The organism is Humidisolicoccus flavus, from assembly GCF_045689595.1.
Lineage (GTDB): Bacteria > Actinomycetota > Actinomycetes > Actinomycetales > Microbacteriaceae > Humidisolicoccus > Humidisolicoccus flavus.
In genome coordinates, this window is the sequence record NZ_CP142724.1 from 2,384,551 (window position 1) to 2,402,102 (window position 17,552).

The following is a 17,552-nucleotide window of genomic DNA, read 5'->3' on the forward strand; positions in this document are numbered from 1 at the left end:
ACGATGCGTTTCGGAGAGGTTCGACCGCGCGCTGGAACGCTCCTGCTCGCTGGGGCGCAAACGGTCACGATCAGCGCGATCATCGCCTCCGCCGTCGTCTTTCTATTCGCGGTTTTCCTGGGCGTCGCGGCCGAAGAGATCGCAATGTCCGTATGGCGCGATTTCGACGTCGAGCCGATTTTTCGCTCCCTCGTTGCGTTCACATGTCTGCTCGGGATCAGCGCGGGCCTGATCGAGGCGATCCGCGTCGAGTTCGGCAGGTGGAGCTCCCTCCGCGACCTCGAGCGTCACCTCGCGGAGCACAGCGACATCGTGCCCGTGCAGCATGAGCGCAACGTCCTGAAGACCACGCCGGGAACGGGACTCTTCGTCTTCGCCTGGATCGCGATCGGCGTCGGTGTGCTCGGGCTCATACTCGGCATCTTCTTCCTTGTCGATGAGCCTGGTTCATCGGATACTCCGTGGGTTTTCCTGATCTCATTCGGGCTCATCGCCCTCGGGTTCGGCATGATTCAGATCGTGTCGGTGCTTCGCCGTCGATGGAATGCGCGTGTGCACGTGGTCGCCAGCCGAGCGAATCAGAAGGTCGCTGCGGCGCGACGGGCCGAAACGGCGAAGGCCGCAGGAATCCCGGTCGGAGCGCTGCCCGGGGAGCGTGCCGTGCAGGTCGCACGCAGTGTGCTGAAACCCTGTCTTCGAATCGCGAGCTCCGTCTTCGGTCTGAGCACCATCGGCATGATCATTGCGCTGTTCCTCCGCCAACCGTGCCGCAACTGCGAACAACTGACGTGGGGTTCCTTCGGCGAGAGCGCGGTCGACACCATCACCCTGATTGCTTGGATCACTGCCATCGCGAGCCTGGTGGTGATCGCGATCCTCTCGCTCGGCATGGTCGTGGTGCGTACCGTTGAGCGGTCGATCCTCCGAAGCAATGCTGCACGACGACCGAACGAGCGACGTCCAGAGGACACCGTCCTCGTCCCGCAGCTCTTCCGCGCGGGCGCGAGCGGTGTGGCCAGTGGGGTGCTTGGCTTTAGTGCCTCGACCGCTGTCATCATCGGACTCGCATTGCTGCTCCCCGATGTCGCGCTAGAGATTCAGTACGACCGGTTCGGTGCCCTTCCGACGCTCATGTTCCAGGGTGCGGCGGTGTTGTTCGTGGTGAGCTTCGTGCTCACAATCCTGAGCCGCAGAGAACAGTTCCGTTTCAACGAGACGACTCGTCTTGCATGGGCTCCCGGTGATGCGCATCCCAAGCAGAGCGTCGAGGCCAACGGCTCAGCACCCGAGAGCGATGAGCGCGGATTCCCTCGCAACAAGGATCAGTCGTAGTCGATCGCGCAATGCGAACCCGCGCCGGATAAACTTCCGACTCTTCGGCCGAGACGTCGGTCTCGTTTTCAAACGCAGAAGGGGCGAGCGGCCGTCTGGCCACTCGCCCCTCCTTCGTGAGTCGGGTCAGTGCGTGTCGACTGCCGAGATTTCCGAGCGGTCGCCAGACCAGAGCGTGTGGAACGTGCCCTCGCGGTCCGTGCGCTTGTAGGTGTGCGCTCCGAAGAAGTCGCGCTGACCTTGCACGAGCGCTGCGGGCAGACGCTTAGCGCGCAGTCCGTCGTAGTAGGACAATGACGAGCTGAACGCCGGTGCAGGAATTCCAGACTGTGCGGCTCCGGCCACGACGCGTCGCCAGGCCTCCTGAGTCTGGGTGAGCGCGTCTTGGAAGTACGGCGCGGTCAACAGGGCAACGAGGTTCGCGTCTTCTGCGTATGCGTCGGTGATGCGGTTCAGGAACTGTGCACGAATGATGCAGCCACCGCGCCAGATCGCAGCGATGTCGCCCTTCTTGATGTCCCAGCCGAAGTGCTCGGCACCGGCAACGATCTCGTCGAAGCCCTGCGAGTAGGCGATGATCTTCGAAGCGTAGAGCGCCTGGCGGACGTCCTCGATGAACGCATCGGCGTCGTCGATCACGACTGGAGCCGATGGGCCGGCAAGCGAGGCTGCGGCAGCGCGCTGCGCGGGCTTGGAGGAGAGCGAACGGGCGAAGACGGCTTCGGCGATCCCTGAAACCGGGACGCCGAGATCGAGCGCGACCTGCACGGTCCAAGCGCCCGTTCCCTTTGCACCAGCCTGATCGAGGATGACATCCACGAGCGGCTCGTTCGTGCTCGCATCGATCTGTCGAAGCACTTCGGCGGTGATCTCGATGAGGTACGACTCGAGCTCGCCCTTGTTCCACTCGGCGAAGATCTCGGAGATTTCGGCCGGGGACTTGCCAGTGCCCTGGCGAATGAGGTCGTAGGCTTCGGCGATGAGTTGCATGTCGGCGTACTCGATGCCGTTGTGCACCATCTTCACGAAGTGACCGGCGCCGTCGGTGCCGACGTGCGTGACACAGGGGCGGCCATCGACGACGGCAGCGATTGATTCGAGCACGGGGCCGAGCGTCTTGTACGACTCTGCGGTGCCGCCTGGCATGATGCTCGGGCCGAGGAGTGCGCCTTCTTCGCCACCGGAGATGCCTGCGCCGACGAAGTGGATACCGGTTTCACGGACCGCTTCTTCGCGGCGAATCGTGTCGGTGAAGAGCGCGTTTCCGCCATCGACGATGATGTCGCCCGGCTCGAAGACTGCGACGAGTTCGTTGATGACCGCATCCGTTGGTCCGCCGGCCTTCACCATGATGATCGCGGTTCGCGGGCGCTGCAGGTTCGCTGCGAACTCCTCCATCGTGGTGGAGTGCACGAAGTTTGCTTCAGGGTGGGCCTGAACCAGTTCGTCGGTCTTCGCGGTGGTCCGGTTGTAGACGGCAACCGTGTTGCCTTCGCGGCTGGCAAGGTTACGGGCAAGGTTCGAGCCCATGACTGCGAGTCCAACGACACCAATATTTGCGGATGGGGCAGGCTGATTCATTGTTTCCTTCCGGAATGGCCTTGAGGCGAGTTCACGCGCTTTCTAGCGTACCGCTGGGGCAATGCTCCGTGCAGTGGCGGGCGGGTGCAGTCGCATTCGGGATACTTGAAGACGACCGTTCTATTCCGTTGGAGGGATCCTGCATGACCGAGCACCACGACCCGCGCACGCTTCGAGTGGCGCTGGCCGCACCACTTCCGGAGGAACTTTGTAAAAGGATCGAAGCGCTCGAACCGCGCGTCACACTGCTTCGCGACCACGCTCTACTCGCACCGATGCGTCACGCCGCTGATTGGCCCGGCGATCCCGCCTTCCAGCGCTCGCCCGAGCAGCAGGCCGCGCTCGACTCGATGATCGATTCGGCCGAGGTGCTCTTCAGCTTCCCGGATGTACAGACTGAGAGCCTGCAGCGTGCGGTTCGCTCGAACCCGAACCTGCGATGGGTGCAGCTGATGGCGGCGGGCGGCGGTGCACAGGTTCGCAGCGCAGCGTTTTCCGATGAGGAACTCGAGCGAGTGCAGTTCACGACGAGCGCGGGAGTGCACGGCAGCCCGCTCGCGGAGTTCGCTGTGTTCGGAGTGTTTGCCGGAGCGAAGAACCTCGCTCGCCTTCGCCGTGACCAAGCCGATCACCACTGGCCGAGCCGCTGGGAGATGCAGCAGGTCTCAGACATGACGGTGCTCGTCGTCGGACTCGGCGGGATCGGTAAGGCGACTGCGCAGAAATTCAAGGCGCTCGGGGCACACGTGCTCGGAACGACTCGCCGTGGAGAGCCAGTCGAGCACGTCGACGAACTGGTTTCGATCGATGATCTCGGGGGCGCCGTCGCTCGCGCCGATGCGATCATCGTGACGCTCCCTGGAACGGACGAGACTGCAGGCTTGATCGGTCGTGAGGTCTTCGCGAACGTCAAGCCGGGCGTCATTCTCGTCAACGTCGGGCGAGGGACCGTGATCGACGAGGACGCGATGATCGATGCGCTTCGCGATCACAGCATCGGCTTCGCTGCGCTCGACGTTTTCGAAAACGAACCGCTTGCAGCCAAGAGCCCGCTCTGGGATCTGCCGAATGTGCTCGTGAGCCCGCACACGGGCGCTCTCGACGCCAACGAGGAACGGAGGATCGCCGATCTCTTCGCTGACAATGCCCGCCGCTACCTCGATGGGCTGCCGCTCCGAAACGTCGTTGACACGGTCGAGTTCTACTAAGCGCAGCGGGTCGTTTCCGGGAACCTCCTGAGCATATTTCCGGCCACCATCTCTTCATCCAGTCAAGAAACGGAACAAGCACATGCGAATCGCACGAGTACAGTCCAGCGAAGGTCCGGTGGAGGTCGCTTTCGATGCCGAGCAGAGTCTCTGGGTCGAGCGGAACCCTCGAAGCGATTCGCCATTCACGGTCGCACATGACGACGCCGCATTCTGCGCGCCGTGCGAGCCGCTCGTCGTCGTCGGGATCGCGCACAATCCCGTAAGTTCAGGGAAACAGGCGATCCAGGCGTGGTTCAAATCACCACGGACCGTTGTGCCGAACGGTGCGAAGGCGCATTTGCGCGCTGGCATCGGGGCGCTCGCCGTCGAAGCTGAGATCGCGGTCGTCATCTCGAAGTCCACTCGCGGTCTCACGGAAGAGAATGCGCACGAGTACGTGTTGGGTGTCACCGCAGTGAACGACGTTTCGAACGTCGACCGCACGGCCTTCGACGAACGCAACTTCGAGGGCAAGGGTGGCGAGGGGTACACGCCGCTCGGGCCGTGGATCGATACGGAGCTCTCGCTCGAGAACCTCGACCTCAAGCTCGAAATCGATGGGGAAGTGGTCGCGCACACGAACGCCGCAGAGCTGCCGTCGAGTATCGCAGCCTGCCTCGCGTACATCGCTCGCTGGATCGAACTCGACGCTGGCGACGTCGTCATGACGGGGGCTCCCTTCACGAACCGTCCGATTCTGCCCGGCCAAGTGGCAAGCGTCATCATCGGTGAACAGATGCGACTCGATACGCCCTGCGTCGAGGAATCGCCCGCAGAGTGGGCCCGGCCATGAACGAGGCTGCCGCGAAACCCGAGTGAACTGGTACGATCGGGAGTTGAACTTCGGCGAGGGACACGTTCGTGTCCGTAATCGACGCGGTGGATGCAGGCCCGCCCGTAATCCTCACGCGAGAAGCGTTCGAGAACTCAAAAGGCCCCTGCGGCCCAAATTAGGGAGAATTCCATGTCAGAAAACGCCACACTGAGTGCCGAGGTCCGTACCGCGTTCGGTAAGGGTGCAGCTCGCAAGATCCGCGCCATCGGCAAGATCCCAGCTGTCCTCTACGGCCACGGCTCAGAGCCACAGCACCTCACCCTTCCTGGCCACGAGGTCATGCTGCTCGTTCGTCGCTCCAACGCGATCATCGAGCTCGACATCGAAGGCAAGGACGAGGTCGCACTCGTCAAGGACGTGCAGCGCGACCCAGTTCGTCAGATCATCGAGCACGTTGACCTCGTGATCGTCCGCCGTGGCGAGAAGGTCACCGTTGACGTGCCAGTGCACGTCGAGGGCGAGTCCGCTCCTGGCACCATCTCGAACCTCGAGAACACCACGCTCCAGGTCGAGGTCGAGGCAATGCACATCCCAGAGTCGATCACCGTGTCGATCGAGGGCCTCGAAGAGGGCGCACAGATTCACGCTGGAGACGTCAAGCTGCCAAAGGGCGCGACTTTGCTCGCAGACCCAGAGCTGCTCGTTGTCGGTATCGCAACTCCTGCGGCGCCGGTTCTCGAAGACGAAGATGCCGAGAGCACTGAAGCATCTGCAGAGACCGCTGAAGAGAGCGAAGAAGCAGCAGAGTAACGCAACAGAAATCGCGCCGTATGGCAGATGTCTGGCTCGTAGTCGGGCTCGGGAATCCCGGGCCCGACTACGTTTTGACGCGTCACAACGTTGGCGTGTTGGCGCTCGATGTCCTCGGGGATCGAGCAGGAGTGCAGCGCACTCGAAACAAGAAAGCAAACGCGCTCGTCGCTGAACAGCGCGTCATCGGCGGACCGAAGGTGGTGTTCGCCGAGCCCTTGAGTTTTATGAACCGTTCGGGTGGGCCGGTGAGCGCGCTCATGGACTGGTTCAACGTTCCTTTGGAGCAGGTCATCGTGATCCACGACGATCTCGACCTCGAGCCGGGCGCGATCAAATTGAAGCTCGGCGGAGGTCACGGTGGGCACAACGGACTCCGCGACATCATCGCGGCACGGGGTGCCGATTTCCTGCGAGTCCGTGTCGGGATCGGTCGCCCCGTGGGGCGCCAAGATGCGGCCCAGTTCGTGCTCGGGCGGTTCTCCGCAACGGAGCGCGAAGCGCTTCCAGAATCACTCGATCGCGCGGCCGATGCCGTCGAGCTCATCATTCGTGATGGGCTCCTCGCTGCGCAACAGGTCATTCACGCGCCTCAGAGCTGAGGGCGAGCGAGTGGTGAGTCTGCGTCGTGACAGTGTTGAACGATACGATGAGCGGCGATAAGAGAGTCGGTGGCATGAGTACACGATCACAACGAATCGCGAGGGTGTTCGCCTTCGCCGCGGCAGGTCTGACCGTCGCGACGATGAGCGCATGTTCCTCTGGCAACGAAGAGCCGCCCGCAGAGCGGGGTCCGAACGGCTACTCGAGCGTTGGCCAGTCTGGCGATTACGAGATCTGGGCAGATTTTGGTGCCGAGAGTGGTTTTGTCGACGTCTTGATCCTCGACGATGGCGTGCGCTACGCCAGTTGCCTTGGCGCTCCGACGAAACTGTGCGTGCAAGGCGACATTACGACCGCACCCGCAGTTGTGTTCGTCGGACCACAAGACGCCACCCAGGGTACGTTCACGTGGCCCGGTTCTGACACCGTCACATTCGAAGTCGCGAACGAAAACTTCGAAGAGTTCAGCATCTTCTACGCCTTTCCCCCGGGTATCGATCCCGCGACCTATGTTCGCCCGGTCGTGAACCTGTCGAATGACGCAGGTGAGGTCGTGCTGAGTCAGTGAGTCTCGAAGCGCTTCTCACTGAGCTCTCCGCTTCAACGCTCGCACCGGTCCTCGAATATGAGGCGACCGGCTGCGCGTTCTCGGCGATCGACGGCCTTCGGCCAGCGGTCATCGGCGCGATCGCGCGTCGCGCAGAACGACCCGTCGTCGTTGTCACAGCAACCCGTCGCGAGTCGGAAGGCCTGCTCGCCTCGCTCAGTTCCTGGGCTCCCGCCGCAACGTTGCTCGAGCTGCCGGCGTGGGAAACGCTCCCGCACGAGCGGCTCAGCCCCTCTCCGGAGACCGTCGGCCACCGCTCGATGGCATTCCGAACCCTGCGCGACTGGAAGCCCGGACAGCAACTCGTTGTCGTGGCGAGTGTGCGCGCTGCGCTGCAGCCTGTGGCCACGAACCTCGCTGATCTCGACCCGCTCGTGCTGACCGCGGGCGAGCGGGGCACGGATCTCGCTGAACTCAGTCGATCGCTGGTCGGCCTCGCGTACGCACGCGTCGACATGGTCACGCGCCGCGGCGAATTCGCTGTGCGCGGCGGAATTCTCGACGCCTTCAGCCCTTCTGCCGAGCACCCGGTGCGCATCGAGTTCTTCGGCGACGAGGTCGAGCAGATCCGGGAGTTCGCGGTTGCCGATCAGCGTTCCAGCGGTGAGCCGCTCGAGCGGATCGAGCTTCCGCCGACCCGCGAACTCCTCCTCACCGAGGACGTTCGTCGACGCGCCCGAGAAATGCGATTCGAGTTCCCGGCGATCGCAGGGCTTCTCGAGAAGATCGCAGAGGGCATCCCGGTCGAGGGCATGGAATCGCTTGCCCCTGTCCTGTTGGAACGGCTCGTCCCGATCTCGCACTACTTCGGAAATGCCGCGGTGGTCGTCCTCGGGCCGGAGCGCGCGGCCGACCGTGTGAAGAGCCTGAACGAAACGAACCATGAATTCCTGGAGGCAGCGTGGAGCGCCGCCACGGCCGGCGCTGACGCACCGATCGACCTTTCAATGGGTGAATTCCTGACGCTCGATGAGTTCCGCGATTCGGTCAAGGGGCCGTGGTTCACGATTTCCCCGTTCGCGAGCGACCTCGATTCGGTCGTGCAACTCGGCGGCACCGCAGTGCCGTCCTTTGCGGGCGAGGCCGATGGTGCCGTCAACCACTTGCGGGCACGCCTGCGCGATGGGTGGCGAGCTGTCGTAACCGCTGGTGGTGCGGGCCTCGTGGACCGGATCACCGAGGTGCTCGGCGGGCAGGAGCTCGCGGCCCGAGTCGAAGACGACCCGGTGTCGGTTCCCGATCCCGGCCTCGTCGTTGCAACGCGTGGCTCCTTGGAGCACGGCTTCGAACTCGATGCCCTGCGCCTCATCGTCATGAGCGAAGCGGAATTCTTCGGTCGTACAGTCGGAGTCGATTCGCGCGCGCCCAGAAAGCTCGCCGCTCGACGTGGAACTGTCGTCGACCCGCTGCAGCTGAAAAAGGGCGACTACGTCGTGCACGAAACCCACGGGATCGGTCGCTTCATCGAGATGACCCGCCGCACGGTATCGAGCGGTGGGCGAAACCCGGTGAAGTCCACTCGTGAATACCTGGTCATCGAGTACGCATCGTCGAAGCGAGGTCACCCGGCCGACCGACTCTCAGTGCCGACCGATCAGCTCGACCAACTGAGCCGCTACGTCGGTGGCGAAGCCCCGCAGCTGTCAAAAATGGGCGGGAGCGATTGGGGCGCTGCGAAGTCGAAAGCGCGTCGAGCGGTCCGAGATATCGCGGTCGAACTCGTCAAGCTCTACTCGGCCCGCATGGCGAGCAAAGGATTCGCCTTCTCGAAAGATTCGCCGTGGCAACGGGAACTCGAAGACGCATTCCCCTTCGCGGAGACCCCAGACCAGCTGACGACCATCAATGAGGTCAAACGCGACATGGAGCGCGAGATCCCGATGGACCGTCTGCTCTCTGGCGATGTCGGATTCGGAAAGACCGAGGTTGCCGTTCGAGCAGCGTTCAAGGCGGTGCAGGACGGCAAACAGGTCGTTGTGCTCGTACCGACAACGCTGCTGGTGCGCCAGCATTTCGAGACGTTCACCTCGCGATTCGCGGGGTTCCCGGTCAACGTCCGTGCGATGAGTCGATTCCAGACCGACTCCGAGGTAAAAGAGACTGTCCGTGGTGTCACCGATGGCTCGGTCGATGTCCTGATCGGCACGCACCGACTGCTCACCGAGAAGGTCAAGTTCAAAGACCTCGGACTCGTGGTGATCGACGAAGAGCAGCGCTTCGGCGTCGAACACAAGGACGCCTTGAAGAAGTTGAAGACCAACGTCGACATTCTGGCGATGAGCGCGACCCCGATTCCACGAACCCTGGAGATGGCGGTGACCGGCATCCGCGAAATGTCGACGCTCGCGACACCGCCGGAGGCTCGGCATCCGATCCTGACGTTCGTCGGCGCGTACAACGAACAGCAGGTGCAAGCGGCAATTCGGCGGGAACTGCTCCGTGAGGGCCAAGTGTTCTTCGTGCATAACCGTGTCTCGACGATCGCGAAGACGGCGGCGCATCTTGCGGAGATCGTGCCGGAAGCACGAATCGCGGTTGCGCACGGGCGCATGGGGGAGCGCGACCTCGAGCAGGTCATCGTCGACTTCTGGGAACGAAAGTTCGATGTGCTCGTTTCGACCACGATTGTCGAAACCGGACTCGACATCGCGAATGCGAACACTCTCATCGTTGATCGCGCCGAGCGCTTTGGCCTCAGCCAGTTGCACCAGCTCCGCGGCCGCGTCGGTCGAGGCCGAGAGCGCGCGTATTCATACTTCCTGTACGACCCGGAAACGCCGTTGAGTGAGACCGCGCACGATCGGCTCGAAACACTCGCCGCGAACACCGAGCTCGGTTCGGGTATGCAGGTCGCGATGAAGGACCTCGAGATTCGCGGCGCCGGGAACCTGCTCGGTGGCGAGCAGTCCGGCCACATCGCGGGTGTCGGCTTCGATCTGTATCTGCGCATGATCGGCGAAGCCGTTGCGACGTTCCGCGGTGACGAGACCGAAGGCCCACGCGAACTCCGTCTCGAACTTCCCGTCGACGCGATGATCCCGGATGACTATGTCGAGAGCGAGCGACTCCGGCTCGAGGCGTATCAAAAGCTTGCGGCTGCCGCTTCGGCGAGTGCTGAAGATGGCGGGATCGACGCCGTGCTCGAAGAGCTCGACGACCGCTACGGCACGCCGCCCCAGCAGGTGGTGACGCTCGCGTCGGTGTCGCGTCTGCGCAGGTACGCGCAGCAAGCCGGACTCTCGGAAGTCATCACGGTCGGCGGAAATCTACGGATCTCTCCCGCAGCGCTGTCTGAGTCTGTTGCGATGCGGTTGCGGCGTATGTACCCCGATGCGAAGTACTCGCCGGCCGCCGGTGCTGTGATCGTGCCGATTCCTGTCGGGAAAGAGGGCAGGCTCGCTGGAACAGCCGCCGAGCCGCTGCCGGACGTCGAGCTCATCGAGTGGGTGCACACCCTGCTGCGTGCGGTGTTCCCGATTCCGGCTCCTGCGCAGGAAGCAGAAGCTCCGAGCGAGGGAAACGCCAGTACAGCTGAACACGCCGAGCAGAGGAAGGGGCGACCGTGAGTGCTTCGCGAACGAGGTTCTCGGAACTCGTCGAGATCGTGCACCAGCTGCGAGCCCCAGGCGGGTGCCCCTGGGACGCAGAGCAGACCCACGAAAGTCTCACGAAGTTCCTGATCGAAGAGTCGTACGAGGTTGTTGAAGCCATCGAGGAGGGATCGCAGAGCGCGCTTCGAGAAGAACTCGGCGACGTGCTCTTCCAGGTGCTCTTCCACTCGGACCTCGCCGCTGCAGCCGATCGCGCACCCTTCTCGATCGATGACGTTGTCGACGACCTTGCGGAAAAGCTCCGACGGCGGCACCCGCACGTATTCGGCGATGCAACGGTTGATTCGGTCGACGAGGTGCTGAAGAACTGGGAGTCGATCAAGCGGGTCGAAAAGCCCGAGCGCGAGAGCGTCGTCGACGGAGTTCCTGCAGCGCTTCCTGCGCTCCAGCGAGCCGACAAGATTCTCGGGCGGGCGCAGAAGATCGGTGCAATCGAACTGCAAGACTCGATCGGTCTCGCAGATGAAGAGGCGCTCGGAGCGCTGTTGCTCGCCGTTGTCGGGAGTGCTCGTGCGAATGGGCTCGACGCTGAAGCGGCGCTTCGCGGAGCCGTCCGAGGCCTGGAGGGTGAACTCCGCGAGCACGAGCAGCAGAGCGCCCCAGCGAGCAGCGATCCGCTGGCGGCGACCGCTGCACCTCAGCAGGCCGATCCCGAGCACGTCTTCGACGACGAAACTCAGATCATCGACCTACGGGATCAGCCGTGATGCTGCCGGGTCGGCTGTATTGTCTGGTCCGACCTTGATGTGCATCTGCGGTGATCGAGCACGCGGGATAATGGACTCATGGCTCAGTCGGTAACTCCTCCTCGCGGCATGCGCGATTTTCTTCCCGCACAAAAGCGTCAACGGGAACGTCTGATCCATTCGATTCGTGAGACGTACGCCGCGCACGGCTTCGAGGAGATCGAGACCCCGGTCGTGGAGGACTCGGCCCGTTTGCACTCGGGGCTCGGCGGCGATAATGAGAAGCTCGCATTCGCGGTGATGCGTCGTGGCCTGACGCACGAGCACCTGCAGTCCGCACAGGAACCGCTTGATCTTGCCGACCTCGGACTCCGCTTCGATCTCACTGTCCCGCTTGCACGCTTCGTCGCCTCGAACCGGGCCTCGCTCCCGAGTGTGTTCCGCGCAATCCAGATTGCACCCGTGTGGCGTGCGGAGCGTCCGCAACAGGGGCGCTTCCGGCAGTTCATCCAGTGCGACATCGACATCGTGGGTGAAGGGGGGATCACTGCCGAACTCGAACTGCTCGCGGCCACCGGCGATGCTCTCACTCGGCTCGGCATCCCGGACGCATATGTCCGAGTGAACGACCGGGCGCTCCTCGACGCCGTCCTGAACGCCGCCGGAGTCGCCCCGGAAACCCAGGGTTCCGCGCTGATCACACTCGACAAGCTCGACAAGATCGGAGTGGAGGGAGTCCAGGCCGAACTCGACGCGCTCGGCACTCCGGGCGCCACGATCCTGCAACTGATCACGCAGCTCCGCGACGGCGTCGTGCCCGCATCGATGCCGTCAAACGTTCTCGACCAGATCAACCAACTGCGCGACGCGCATGTCGGCGTGCGCCTCGAATTCGATCCTTCACTCGTGCGAGGCATGGGGTACTACACGGGCCTCGTATTCGAAATCGCGCACCCGGACGTGCCGTACTCGATCGGCGGGGGCGGGCGCTACGACGGTCTGCTCGGTCGATTCAGCGGAACCGAGGTTCCTGCCGTCGGCCTCTCGCTCGGATTCGAGCGACTCATCGATCTCGTGCGGCTTCCCGAGGACGCGAGCGCCTCGGTGCTCGGGCTCGTCTACGACAAGCACGTGGCTCCAGCGCTCCTGGTCGAAATCAAGCGGACGCTCGTCGCCTCGGGCGTCGGAGTCCGACTCGCAAAACGTTCGAAGAACGTCTCGGCGGTGCTCGCGGGACTGCAGTCCTCAGGCGCTACCGAGTTCGCTTTCGTCCGAGAGGATTCCACGCCGGAATCACTCGAATTCAAACCACTCGAAGGGCCAAGTTCCTGAGCTGTACCCCGTGCCCACTGGCATGCAGGTCGCTAGGCTGGACTTGTCCACGCACTTGAAATAAAGGAGAAACCGTGGCATTTATCGAAACGTTGCACGCACGCGAAATTCTCGACTCCCGGGGAAACCCGACGGTTGAAGTCGAAGTGCTGCTGAGCGACGGAAGTGTTGGCCGAGCAGCTGTGCCATCGGGCGCGAGCACCGGTGCATTCGAAGCGTACGAACTGCGCGATGGAGACAAGAAGCGTTACCTCGGCAAGGGTGTGCTGAAGGCCGTTGACGCTGTGAACAACGAGATCGCTGACGCGATCGAAGGAATCGCGGCTGACGACCAGCGCGTCGTCGATGCAGTGCTCATCGAACTCGATGGCAGCGACAACAAGAAGAACCTCGGCGCAAACGCGATCCTCGGTGTGAGCCTCGCCGTTGCGAAAGCCGCCGCAGAGTCCGCGAACCTCCCGCTGTTCCGGTACCTCGGCGGGCCGAACGCGCACGTCCTGCCCGTGCCGATGATGAACGTCATCAACGGTGGCGCGCACGCAGAAACCAACGTCGACATTCAAGAGTTCATGGTGCTGCCCATTGGTGCAGAGAGCTTCTCGGAAGCACTCCGCTGGGGCACCGAGGTCTACCACTCGCTCAAGGGACTGCTCATCAGCAAGGGTCTCGCGACCGGTCTCGGCGACGAGGGTGGGTTCGCCCCGAACCTCGAGAGCAACAGCAAGGCGCTCGACTTGCTCGTCGAGGCGATCACGCTCGCTGGCTTCAAGCCGGGAACCGACATCGCACTCGGCCTCGACGTTGCCGCGAGCGAGTTCTACAGCGACGGCAGCTACACCTTCGAGGGCACGAAGCGCTCCGCCCAGGAAATGACCGACTACTTCGAGGGCCTCGTTGACGCGTATCCGCTCGTCACGATCGAGGACCCGCTCGACGAGTCCGACTGGGATGGCTGGGCTCACCTGACCGAGCGTCTCGGAAACCGCGTGCAGCTCGTTGGCGACGATCTCTTCGTCACGAACCCGACTCGCCTGGCAGACGGAATCTCGAAGGGCACTGCAAACGCGCTCCTCGTGAAGGTCAACCAGATCGGCACGCTCACTGAAACGTTCGACGCGATCCGCGTTGCAACGGTCGCTGGCTACTCCTCAGTGGTTTCGCACCGCTCGGGCGAAACCGAAGACACCACGATTGCGGACATCGCAGTCGCAGTGAACGCGGGCCAGATCAAGACCGGTGCACCGGCACGAAGCGACCGAGTCGCAAAGTACAACCAGTTGCTCCGCATCGAGGAAGACCTCGATGAAGCAGCGGTCTACGCGGGAGCCGCGGCATTCCCGCGTTACCTCGCAAGCAAGCACTAAGTCTCTGTGAGACGCTCGCATTCGCGGGCAAGGAACGGCGCGCCAAGTTTTTTCTTGGCGCGCCGTTTCGTTAGCCTTGCATCATGACCGACCGTCCCTCTCGCTCCCGCGATCGTCGCACCACGCGACGTGACCGTGGTGCGACCTCGGTCGGCCAGACCCCTGTGCAGCAGGGCGTCCGGATCTCATGGCTGTTCGTGTTGACGCTCGGTGTGATCGTGCTCGGCACCCTGACCCTGTCGCCAACGATCTCGCTGCTCGTCGAACAGCGGCAGGAGATCGCCGCACTTGAAGCGCAGATCGCAAGTCAGGAAGAGAACGTCGACGACCTCGGTCGCGAGATTTCCCGCTGGGACGACCCCGCGTACATCGAGGCGCAAGCTCGGGATCGGCTGTTCTACGTGTACCCGGGCGAACTCAGCTTCGTGGTGCTCGACGACCGAACCGAGTTCGACGAGAGCGCGCCGCTCGACGCGTTCTCCAGCGAGGTTGAGACCACGAAGATCGACTGGACGAGCGCGCTCGTCGAAACAATCGTCGTCGCGGGCCTCACCGAGGACCTCCCCGATGACTTCCCTGAAGGAACCCCATGATCGAACCCGCTACCGACGCCGATATCGAAACGATGACCCGGCAGCTCGGTCGACCCGTTCGAAACGTCGTCGGAGTCGCAGCCCGGTGCCGCTGCGGCGCACCCACCGTCGTGGCTACGAGCCCGCGGCTGGCCGACGGTACGCCGTTCCCGACCTTCTATTACATGACGCATCCAGACGCGACTGCCGCAGCATCGCGGCTCGAAGCGACACAGCAGATGCCAGAGTTCGCCGCGACGCTCGCGGATGAAAACGTTGCGGCCGCCTACCAGCGGGCGCACGAGATGTATCTCGCAGATCGCGAAGAACATGGGATCGTTCCTGAAATCTCAGGGATCTCCGCCGGCGGAATGCCTGAGCGCGTGAAATGCCTGCACGCACTCATCGGGCACTCGCTCGCAGCGGGACCAGGAGTCAACCCGATTGGGGACGCAGCCCTCGAGGCTTCCGATTGGAAGCCTCACACATGTCGGTGCGGAGGCAATGCGGTCACCGCGACCGATCCCGAAGAATCCCAGATCCCAGGCTAGGCCTGGGATGCTCACGCGGGGGAGTACACTAACTATGTCTCTGCCTGCAATGAAGAGAGAGTAATCCCTCCAGATGAAGAAAATTCTCATCGCCGGCGGCGGCTACGCCGGCCTGTATGCCGCTCGCGGTTTAGAACGCACCCTGCGTTCGAGCGAAGCACAAGTAACCCTCGTCGACCCGCTGCCGTACATGGCGTATTTGCCGTTCCTCCCAGAGGTCGCGGCCGGATCAATCGAACCTCGCCACGCCGTCGTTTCGCAGCGTCGTCACCTGAAGACCACTGAGGTCATCACGGCGAAGATCACGTCGATCGATCACGCCAATCGCGTTGCGACGATCACCGCGGAAAGCGGCGACTCCTGGCAGCACGAGTACGACGAACTGATTTTCACTGCAGGCTCGGTCACGCGTACATTCCCGATCCCGGGTGTTGCAGACACCGCGATCGGCATGAAGACGATCGAAGAGGCCGTGCAGGTGCGCGACCGTCTCATCACGAACTTTGCTCGTGCCGCGAGCATGCCTGCTGGCCCAGCTCGCGATCGCCTGCTGACCGTGACCGTCGTCGGTGGCGGTTTCGCCGGTATCGAGACGTTCGCGGAGCTTCGCAGCCTCGCGAGCAGCCTGCTGCCGCTCTACCCGCAGCTCACGATCGCGGACACCCACTTCCACCTCATTGAGGCCATGGGGCGCATCATGCCCGAGGTCAGCCTGAAGACGAGCGAGTGGGTCATCAAGAGCCTCGACGAGCGCGAAGCGAAGGTGCACCTCGACACGCAGCTGAAGAGCGCGGTCGGCGGAGTCATCGAGCTCTCCACCGGCGAGACCTTCGAATCAGACCTCATCGTCTGGACTGCGGGCGTTATGGCGCACCCGGTCGCCAAGACGACCGACCTCCCACTCGACGAGCGTGGCCGCGTGACCGCCCTGCCGACTCTGCAGGTCGCTCGCGACGGCGTCATCCTGGAGGGCGCCTGGACCGCCGGTGACGTCTCGGCAGTTCCCGACATCTCGAAGACCCCTGGCCCCGGTGGTTTCTGCGTTCCGAACGCACAGCACGCGGTCCGTCAGGGTCGTCTGCTCGCGAAGAACGTTGCGGCCGTGGTTCGTGGCGAAGCTCCTCGCGAGTACAACCACTCGAACATGGGCGCGGTTGCTGGCCTCGGCGTCGGCAACGGTGTGTTCCAAAGCGGCAAGATGGCGATCAAGGGACCGCTCGCATGGATGGCGCACCGCGGCTACCACGGCCTCGCGATCCCAATGTGGGAGCGGAAGCTGCGAGTCTTCGGTGGATGGTGGAACAACTTCTGGCTCGGCCGCGACGATGTTGCGCTGCCGGCGTTGACCGCTCCTCGTGCTGCATTCGAGGCCTATGCGTCTCGCCCGAAGCCACCGGTTGATGAAGCTCCTGCTGTTCCTGCTGCTCCTGCTGTCGAGGCTCCCGCTGCACCGGCGGCAGAGGTTTCGCCGAAGCTGCCCGCTGCTGATGCTGAGCCCGCAACCGAGGCGGCAGAGCCGAAAGCAAAGAAGGGTCCTGCGAAGAAGCCTGCGGCGAAGAAGGCTCCAGCGAAGAAGGCAGACAACGCTGCGATTCCTGCACCGGAAGTCACCGAGTCGAACGAAGCGACGTCGAGCGACAAGGCTGACGCGAAGGCGTAGGTCGATGATTTATGAGCGCCGGTTCCGCATGTGCGGGACCGGCGCTTTTGCTTGACCGCTTCGAGGTTTGCTGGCTGCTCTGAAAAGCGCGTCGCGCTATTCTTGAAGGCGTACGCCCCCATAGCCCAACCGGCAGAGGCAGGAGACTTAAAATCTCTTCAGTGTGGGTTCGAATCCCACTGGGGGTACTGAAAGCATTGATCGGGTTCTCGGAAGTTGTTCGTATGCATGGGTTCAATTCGCGATCAGGCCACACCGGCGTTGTCTCGTTCGAACTGCAGAGCGCGCGGATGTGGAACGTCATTGTCGTGGCCGCGAACATCGGGGCGGTCGTGCTCTTGGCGTTGTCACTCCTGCAGCCCCGTGGCGGATCGATGCTGTCGTTCCTGATTGTGGGGCTTGCCGTGCTTGCAATCGCCAATTTCGTCGTGCTTCCTCTCGCGATCGTTCAATCGAGGAAGCGGCTCATTCTGGATTTCGATCGGGGAACGCTCACCGTCGGCGCTCAAACGCACGTCGCAGAGGCGTTCGAATCGGCGGCGGAAACCGTGCGACTTTACCCCGGCCACGCACGCATGCTCACGCTGCTCTACACGACCGGCGAAGTCGATATCCAGCTCGAGGGGTTCAAGGAGCGAGCAGGCTCGAGAGCGCGAAACAACGCATTGAGTGAATTCATCGGGCGGTGGCTCCCGATGCCTGTGCACTACCGAAGTTCTGTCCCTGCTGCACCCGGTCTCAAACGATGGCGAATCGGACAGCAGGAAGCGCTCGCACTGTTGCAGTCCAGCGCGGACTCGAACGCCTGAGGGAGTCTC

15 protein-coding genes and 1 tRNA gene are annotated in these 17,552 nt (G+C 63.1%); 15 read left to right on the plus strand and 1 reads right to left on the minus strand.

Annotated features, from left to right (window positions below; all coding sequences use genetic code 11):
* Positions 1 to 3: 3 nt before the first annotated feature.
* Positions 4 to 1,332: a hypothetical protein gene (locus U2H20_RS11430; RefSeq protein WP_430592403.1), complete on the plus strand. Its 1,329-nt coding sequence runs from the start codon at positions 4 to 6 to the stop codon at positions 1,330 to 1,332.
* A gap of 126 nt (positions 1,333 to 1,458) precedes the next feature.
* Here the strand turns inward: U2H20_RS11430 and gndA are convergent, their stop codons facing one another.
* A complete protein-coding gene (gndA, locus tag U2H20_RS11435; RefSeq protein ID WP_430592404.1) occupies positions 1,459 to 2,913 on the minus strand; it encodes an NADP-dependent phosphogluconate dehydrogenase in 1,455 nt (484 codons plus the stop codon).
* A 143-nt stretch (positions 2,914 to 3,056) separates the two neighbouring features.
* Here gndA and U2H20_RS11440 point away from each other — a divergent pair, with 143 nt between their 5' ends.
* The 14 genes from U2H20_RS11440 (at position 3,057) to U2H20_RS11505 (ending at position 17,543) form a co-directional block, all read left to right on the plus strand.
* Positions 3,057 to 4,121 (plus strand): D-2-hydroxyacid dehydrogenase, encoded by a 1,065-nt coding sequence (locus U2H20_RS11440; protein ID WP_430592405.1) that lies wholly within the window; start codon positions 3,057 to 3,059, stop codon positions 4,119 to 4,121.
* Between the two features lie 82 nt (positions 4,122 to 4,203).
* Positions 4,204 to 4,956 (plus strand): fumarylacetoacetate hydrolase family protein, encoded by a 753-nt coding sequence (locus tag U2H20_RS11445; protein ID WP_430592406.1) that lies wholly within the window; start codon positions 4,204 to 4,206, stop codon positions 4,954 to 4,956.
* A 171-nt stretch (positions 4,957 to 5,127) separates the two neighbouring features.
* Complete coding sequence (locus U2H20_RS11450; RefSeq protein ID WP_430592407.1) at positions 5,128 to 5,748, plus strand: 50S ribosomal protein L25/general stress protein Ctc; 621 nt, start codon at positions 5,128 to 5,130, stop codon at positions 5,746 to 5,748.
* Between the two features lie 20 nt (positions 5,749 to 5,768).
* Positions 5,769 to 6,350, plus strand: coding sequence for an aminoacyl-tRNA hydrolase (pth, locus tag U2H20_RS11455; RefSeq protein WP_430592408.1), 582 nt, complete (start codon positions 5,769 to 5,771; stop codon positions 6,348 to 6,350).
* 74 nt (positions 6,351 to 6,424) lie between these two features.
* Positions 6,425 to 6,919 (plus strand): hypothetical protein, encoded by a 495-nt coding sequence (locus U2H20_RS11460; protein WP_430592409.1) that lies wholly within the window; start codon positions 6,425 to 6,427, stop codon positions 6,917 to 6,919.
* Entirely contained in the window at positions 6,916 to 10,524 is a 3,609-nt protein-coding gene (gene mfd / locus U2H20_RS11465; protein ID WP_430592410.1) for a transcription-repair coupling factor, read from the plus strand. Before U2H20_RS11460 ends, mfd begins: the two co-directional genes overlap by 4 nt.
* Positions 10,521 to 11,276, plus strand: a complete 756-nt coding sequence (mazG, locus tag U2H20_RS11470) for a nucleoside triphosphate pyrophosphohydrolase (RefSeq protein WP_430592411.1) — start codon at positions 10,521 to 10,523, stop codon at positions 11,274 to 11,276. Before mfd ends, mazG begins: the two co-directional genes overlap by 4 nt.
* Before the next feature lie 78 nt (positions 11,277 to 11,354).
* Entirely contained in the window at positions 11,355 to 12,587 is a 1,233-nt protein-coding gene (locus tag U2H20_RS11475; RefSeq protein WP_430592412.1) for a histidine--tRNA ligase, read from the plus strand.
* A 74-nt stretch (positions 12,588 to 12,661) separates the two neighbouring features.
* Positions 12,662 to 13,951, plus strand: coding sequence for a phosphopyruvate hydratase (eno, locus tag U2H20_RS11480; protein WP_430592413.1), 1,290 nt, complete (start codon positions 12,662 to 12,664; stop codon positions 13,949 to 13,951).
* An 83-nt stretch (positions 13,952 to 14,034) separates the two neighbouring features.
* The gene (locus tag U2H20_RS11485; protein WP_430592414.1) at positions 14,035 to 14,544 is read left to right on the plus strand and encodes an FtsB family cell division protein; all 510 of its coding nucleotides are present in this window, start codon (positions 14,035 to 14,037) and stop codon (positions 14,542 to 14,544) included.
* Positions 14,541 to 15,074 carry a DUF501 domain-containing protein gene (locus U2H20_RS11490; RefSeq protein ID WP_430592415.1) on the plus strand — a complete coding sequence of 178 codons (534 nt, stop codon included), beginning with the start codon at positions 14,541 to 14,543 and terminating at the stop codon, positions 15,072 to 15,074. Before U2H20_RS11485 ends, U2H20_RS11490 begins: the two co-directional genes overlap by 4 nt.
* A gap of 73 nt (positions 15,075 to 15,147) precedes the next feature.
* Positions 15,148 to 16,734, plus strand: a complete 1,587-nt coding sequence (locus U2H20_RS11495) for an NAD(P)/FAD-dependent oxidoreductase (RefSeq protein ID WP_430592416.1) — start codon at positions 15,148 to 15,150, stop codon at positions 16,732 to 16,734.
* Positions 16,735 to 16,848: 114 nt separating this feature from the next.
* Positions 16,849 to 16,922: transfer RNA gene (locus U2H20_RS11500), tRNA-Leu, on the plus strand.
* Positions 16,923 to 16,958: 36 nt separating this feature from the next.
* Positions 16,959 to 17,543 (plus strand): hypothetical protein, encoded by a 585-nt coding sequence (locus U2H20_RS11505; RefSeq protein ID WP_430592417.1) that lies wholly within the window; start codon positions 16,959 to 16,961, stop codon positions 17,541 to 17,543.
* Positions 17,544 to 17,552: the final 9 nt, after the last annotated feature.

Coding starts and splice junctions, on each gene's coding strand:
- U2H20_RS11485 (WP_430592414.1), top strand. CDS start 14,035: ATGACCGACCGTCCCTCTCGCTCCCGCGATCGTCGCACCACGCGACGT.
- pth (WP_430592408.1), top strand. CDS start 5,769: ATGGCAGATGTCTGGCTCGTAGTCGGGCTCGGGAATCCCGGGCCCGAC.
- U2H20_RS11450 (WP_430592407.1), top strand. CDS start 5,128: ATGTCAGAAAACGCCACACTGAGTGCCGAGGTCCGTACCGCGTTCGGT.
- U2H20_RS11460 (WP_430592409.1), top strand. CDS start 6,425: ATGAGTACACGATCACAACGAATCGCGAGGGTGTTCGCCTTCGCCGCG.
- U2H20_RS11495 (WP_430592416.1), top strand. CDS start 15,148: ATGAAGAAAATTCTCATCGCCGGCGGCGGCTACGCCGGCCTGTATGCC.
- U2H20_RS11490 (WP_430592415.1), top strand. CDS start 14,541: ATGATCGAACCCGCTACCGACGCCGATATCGAAACGATGACCCGGCAG.
- U2H20_RS11430 (WP_430592403.1), top strand. CDS start 4: ATGCGTTTCGGAGAGGTTCGACCGCGCGCTGGAACGCTCCTGCTCGCT.
- U2H20_RS11445 (WP_430592406.1), top strand. CDS start 4,204: ATGCGAATCGCACGAGTACAGTCCAGCGAAGGTCCGGTGGAGGTCGCT.
- U2H20_RS11505 (WP_430592417.1), top strand. CDS start 16,959: ATGCATGGGTTCAATTCGCGATCAGGCCACACCGGCGTTGTCTCGTTC.
- U2H20_RS11475 (WP_430592412.1), top strand. CDS start 11,355: ATGGCTCAGTCGGTAACTCCTCCTCGCGGCATGCGCGATTTTCTTCCC.
- U2H20_RS11440 (WP_430592405.1), top strand. CDS start 3,057: ATGACCGAGCACCACGACCCGCGCACGCTTCGAGTGGCGCTGGCCGCA.
- gndA (WP_430592404.1), bottom strand. CDS start 2,913: ATGAATCAGCCTGCCCCATCCGCAAATATTGGTGTCGTTGGACTCGCA.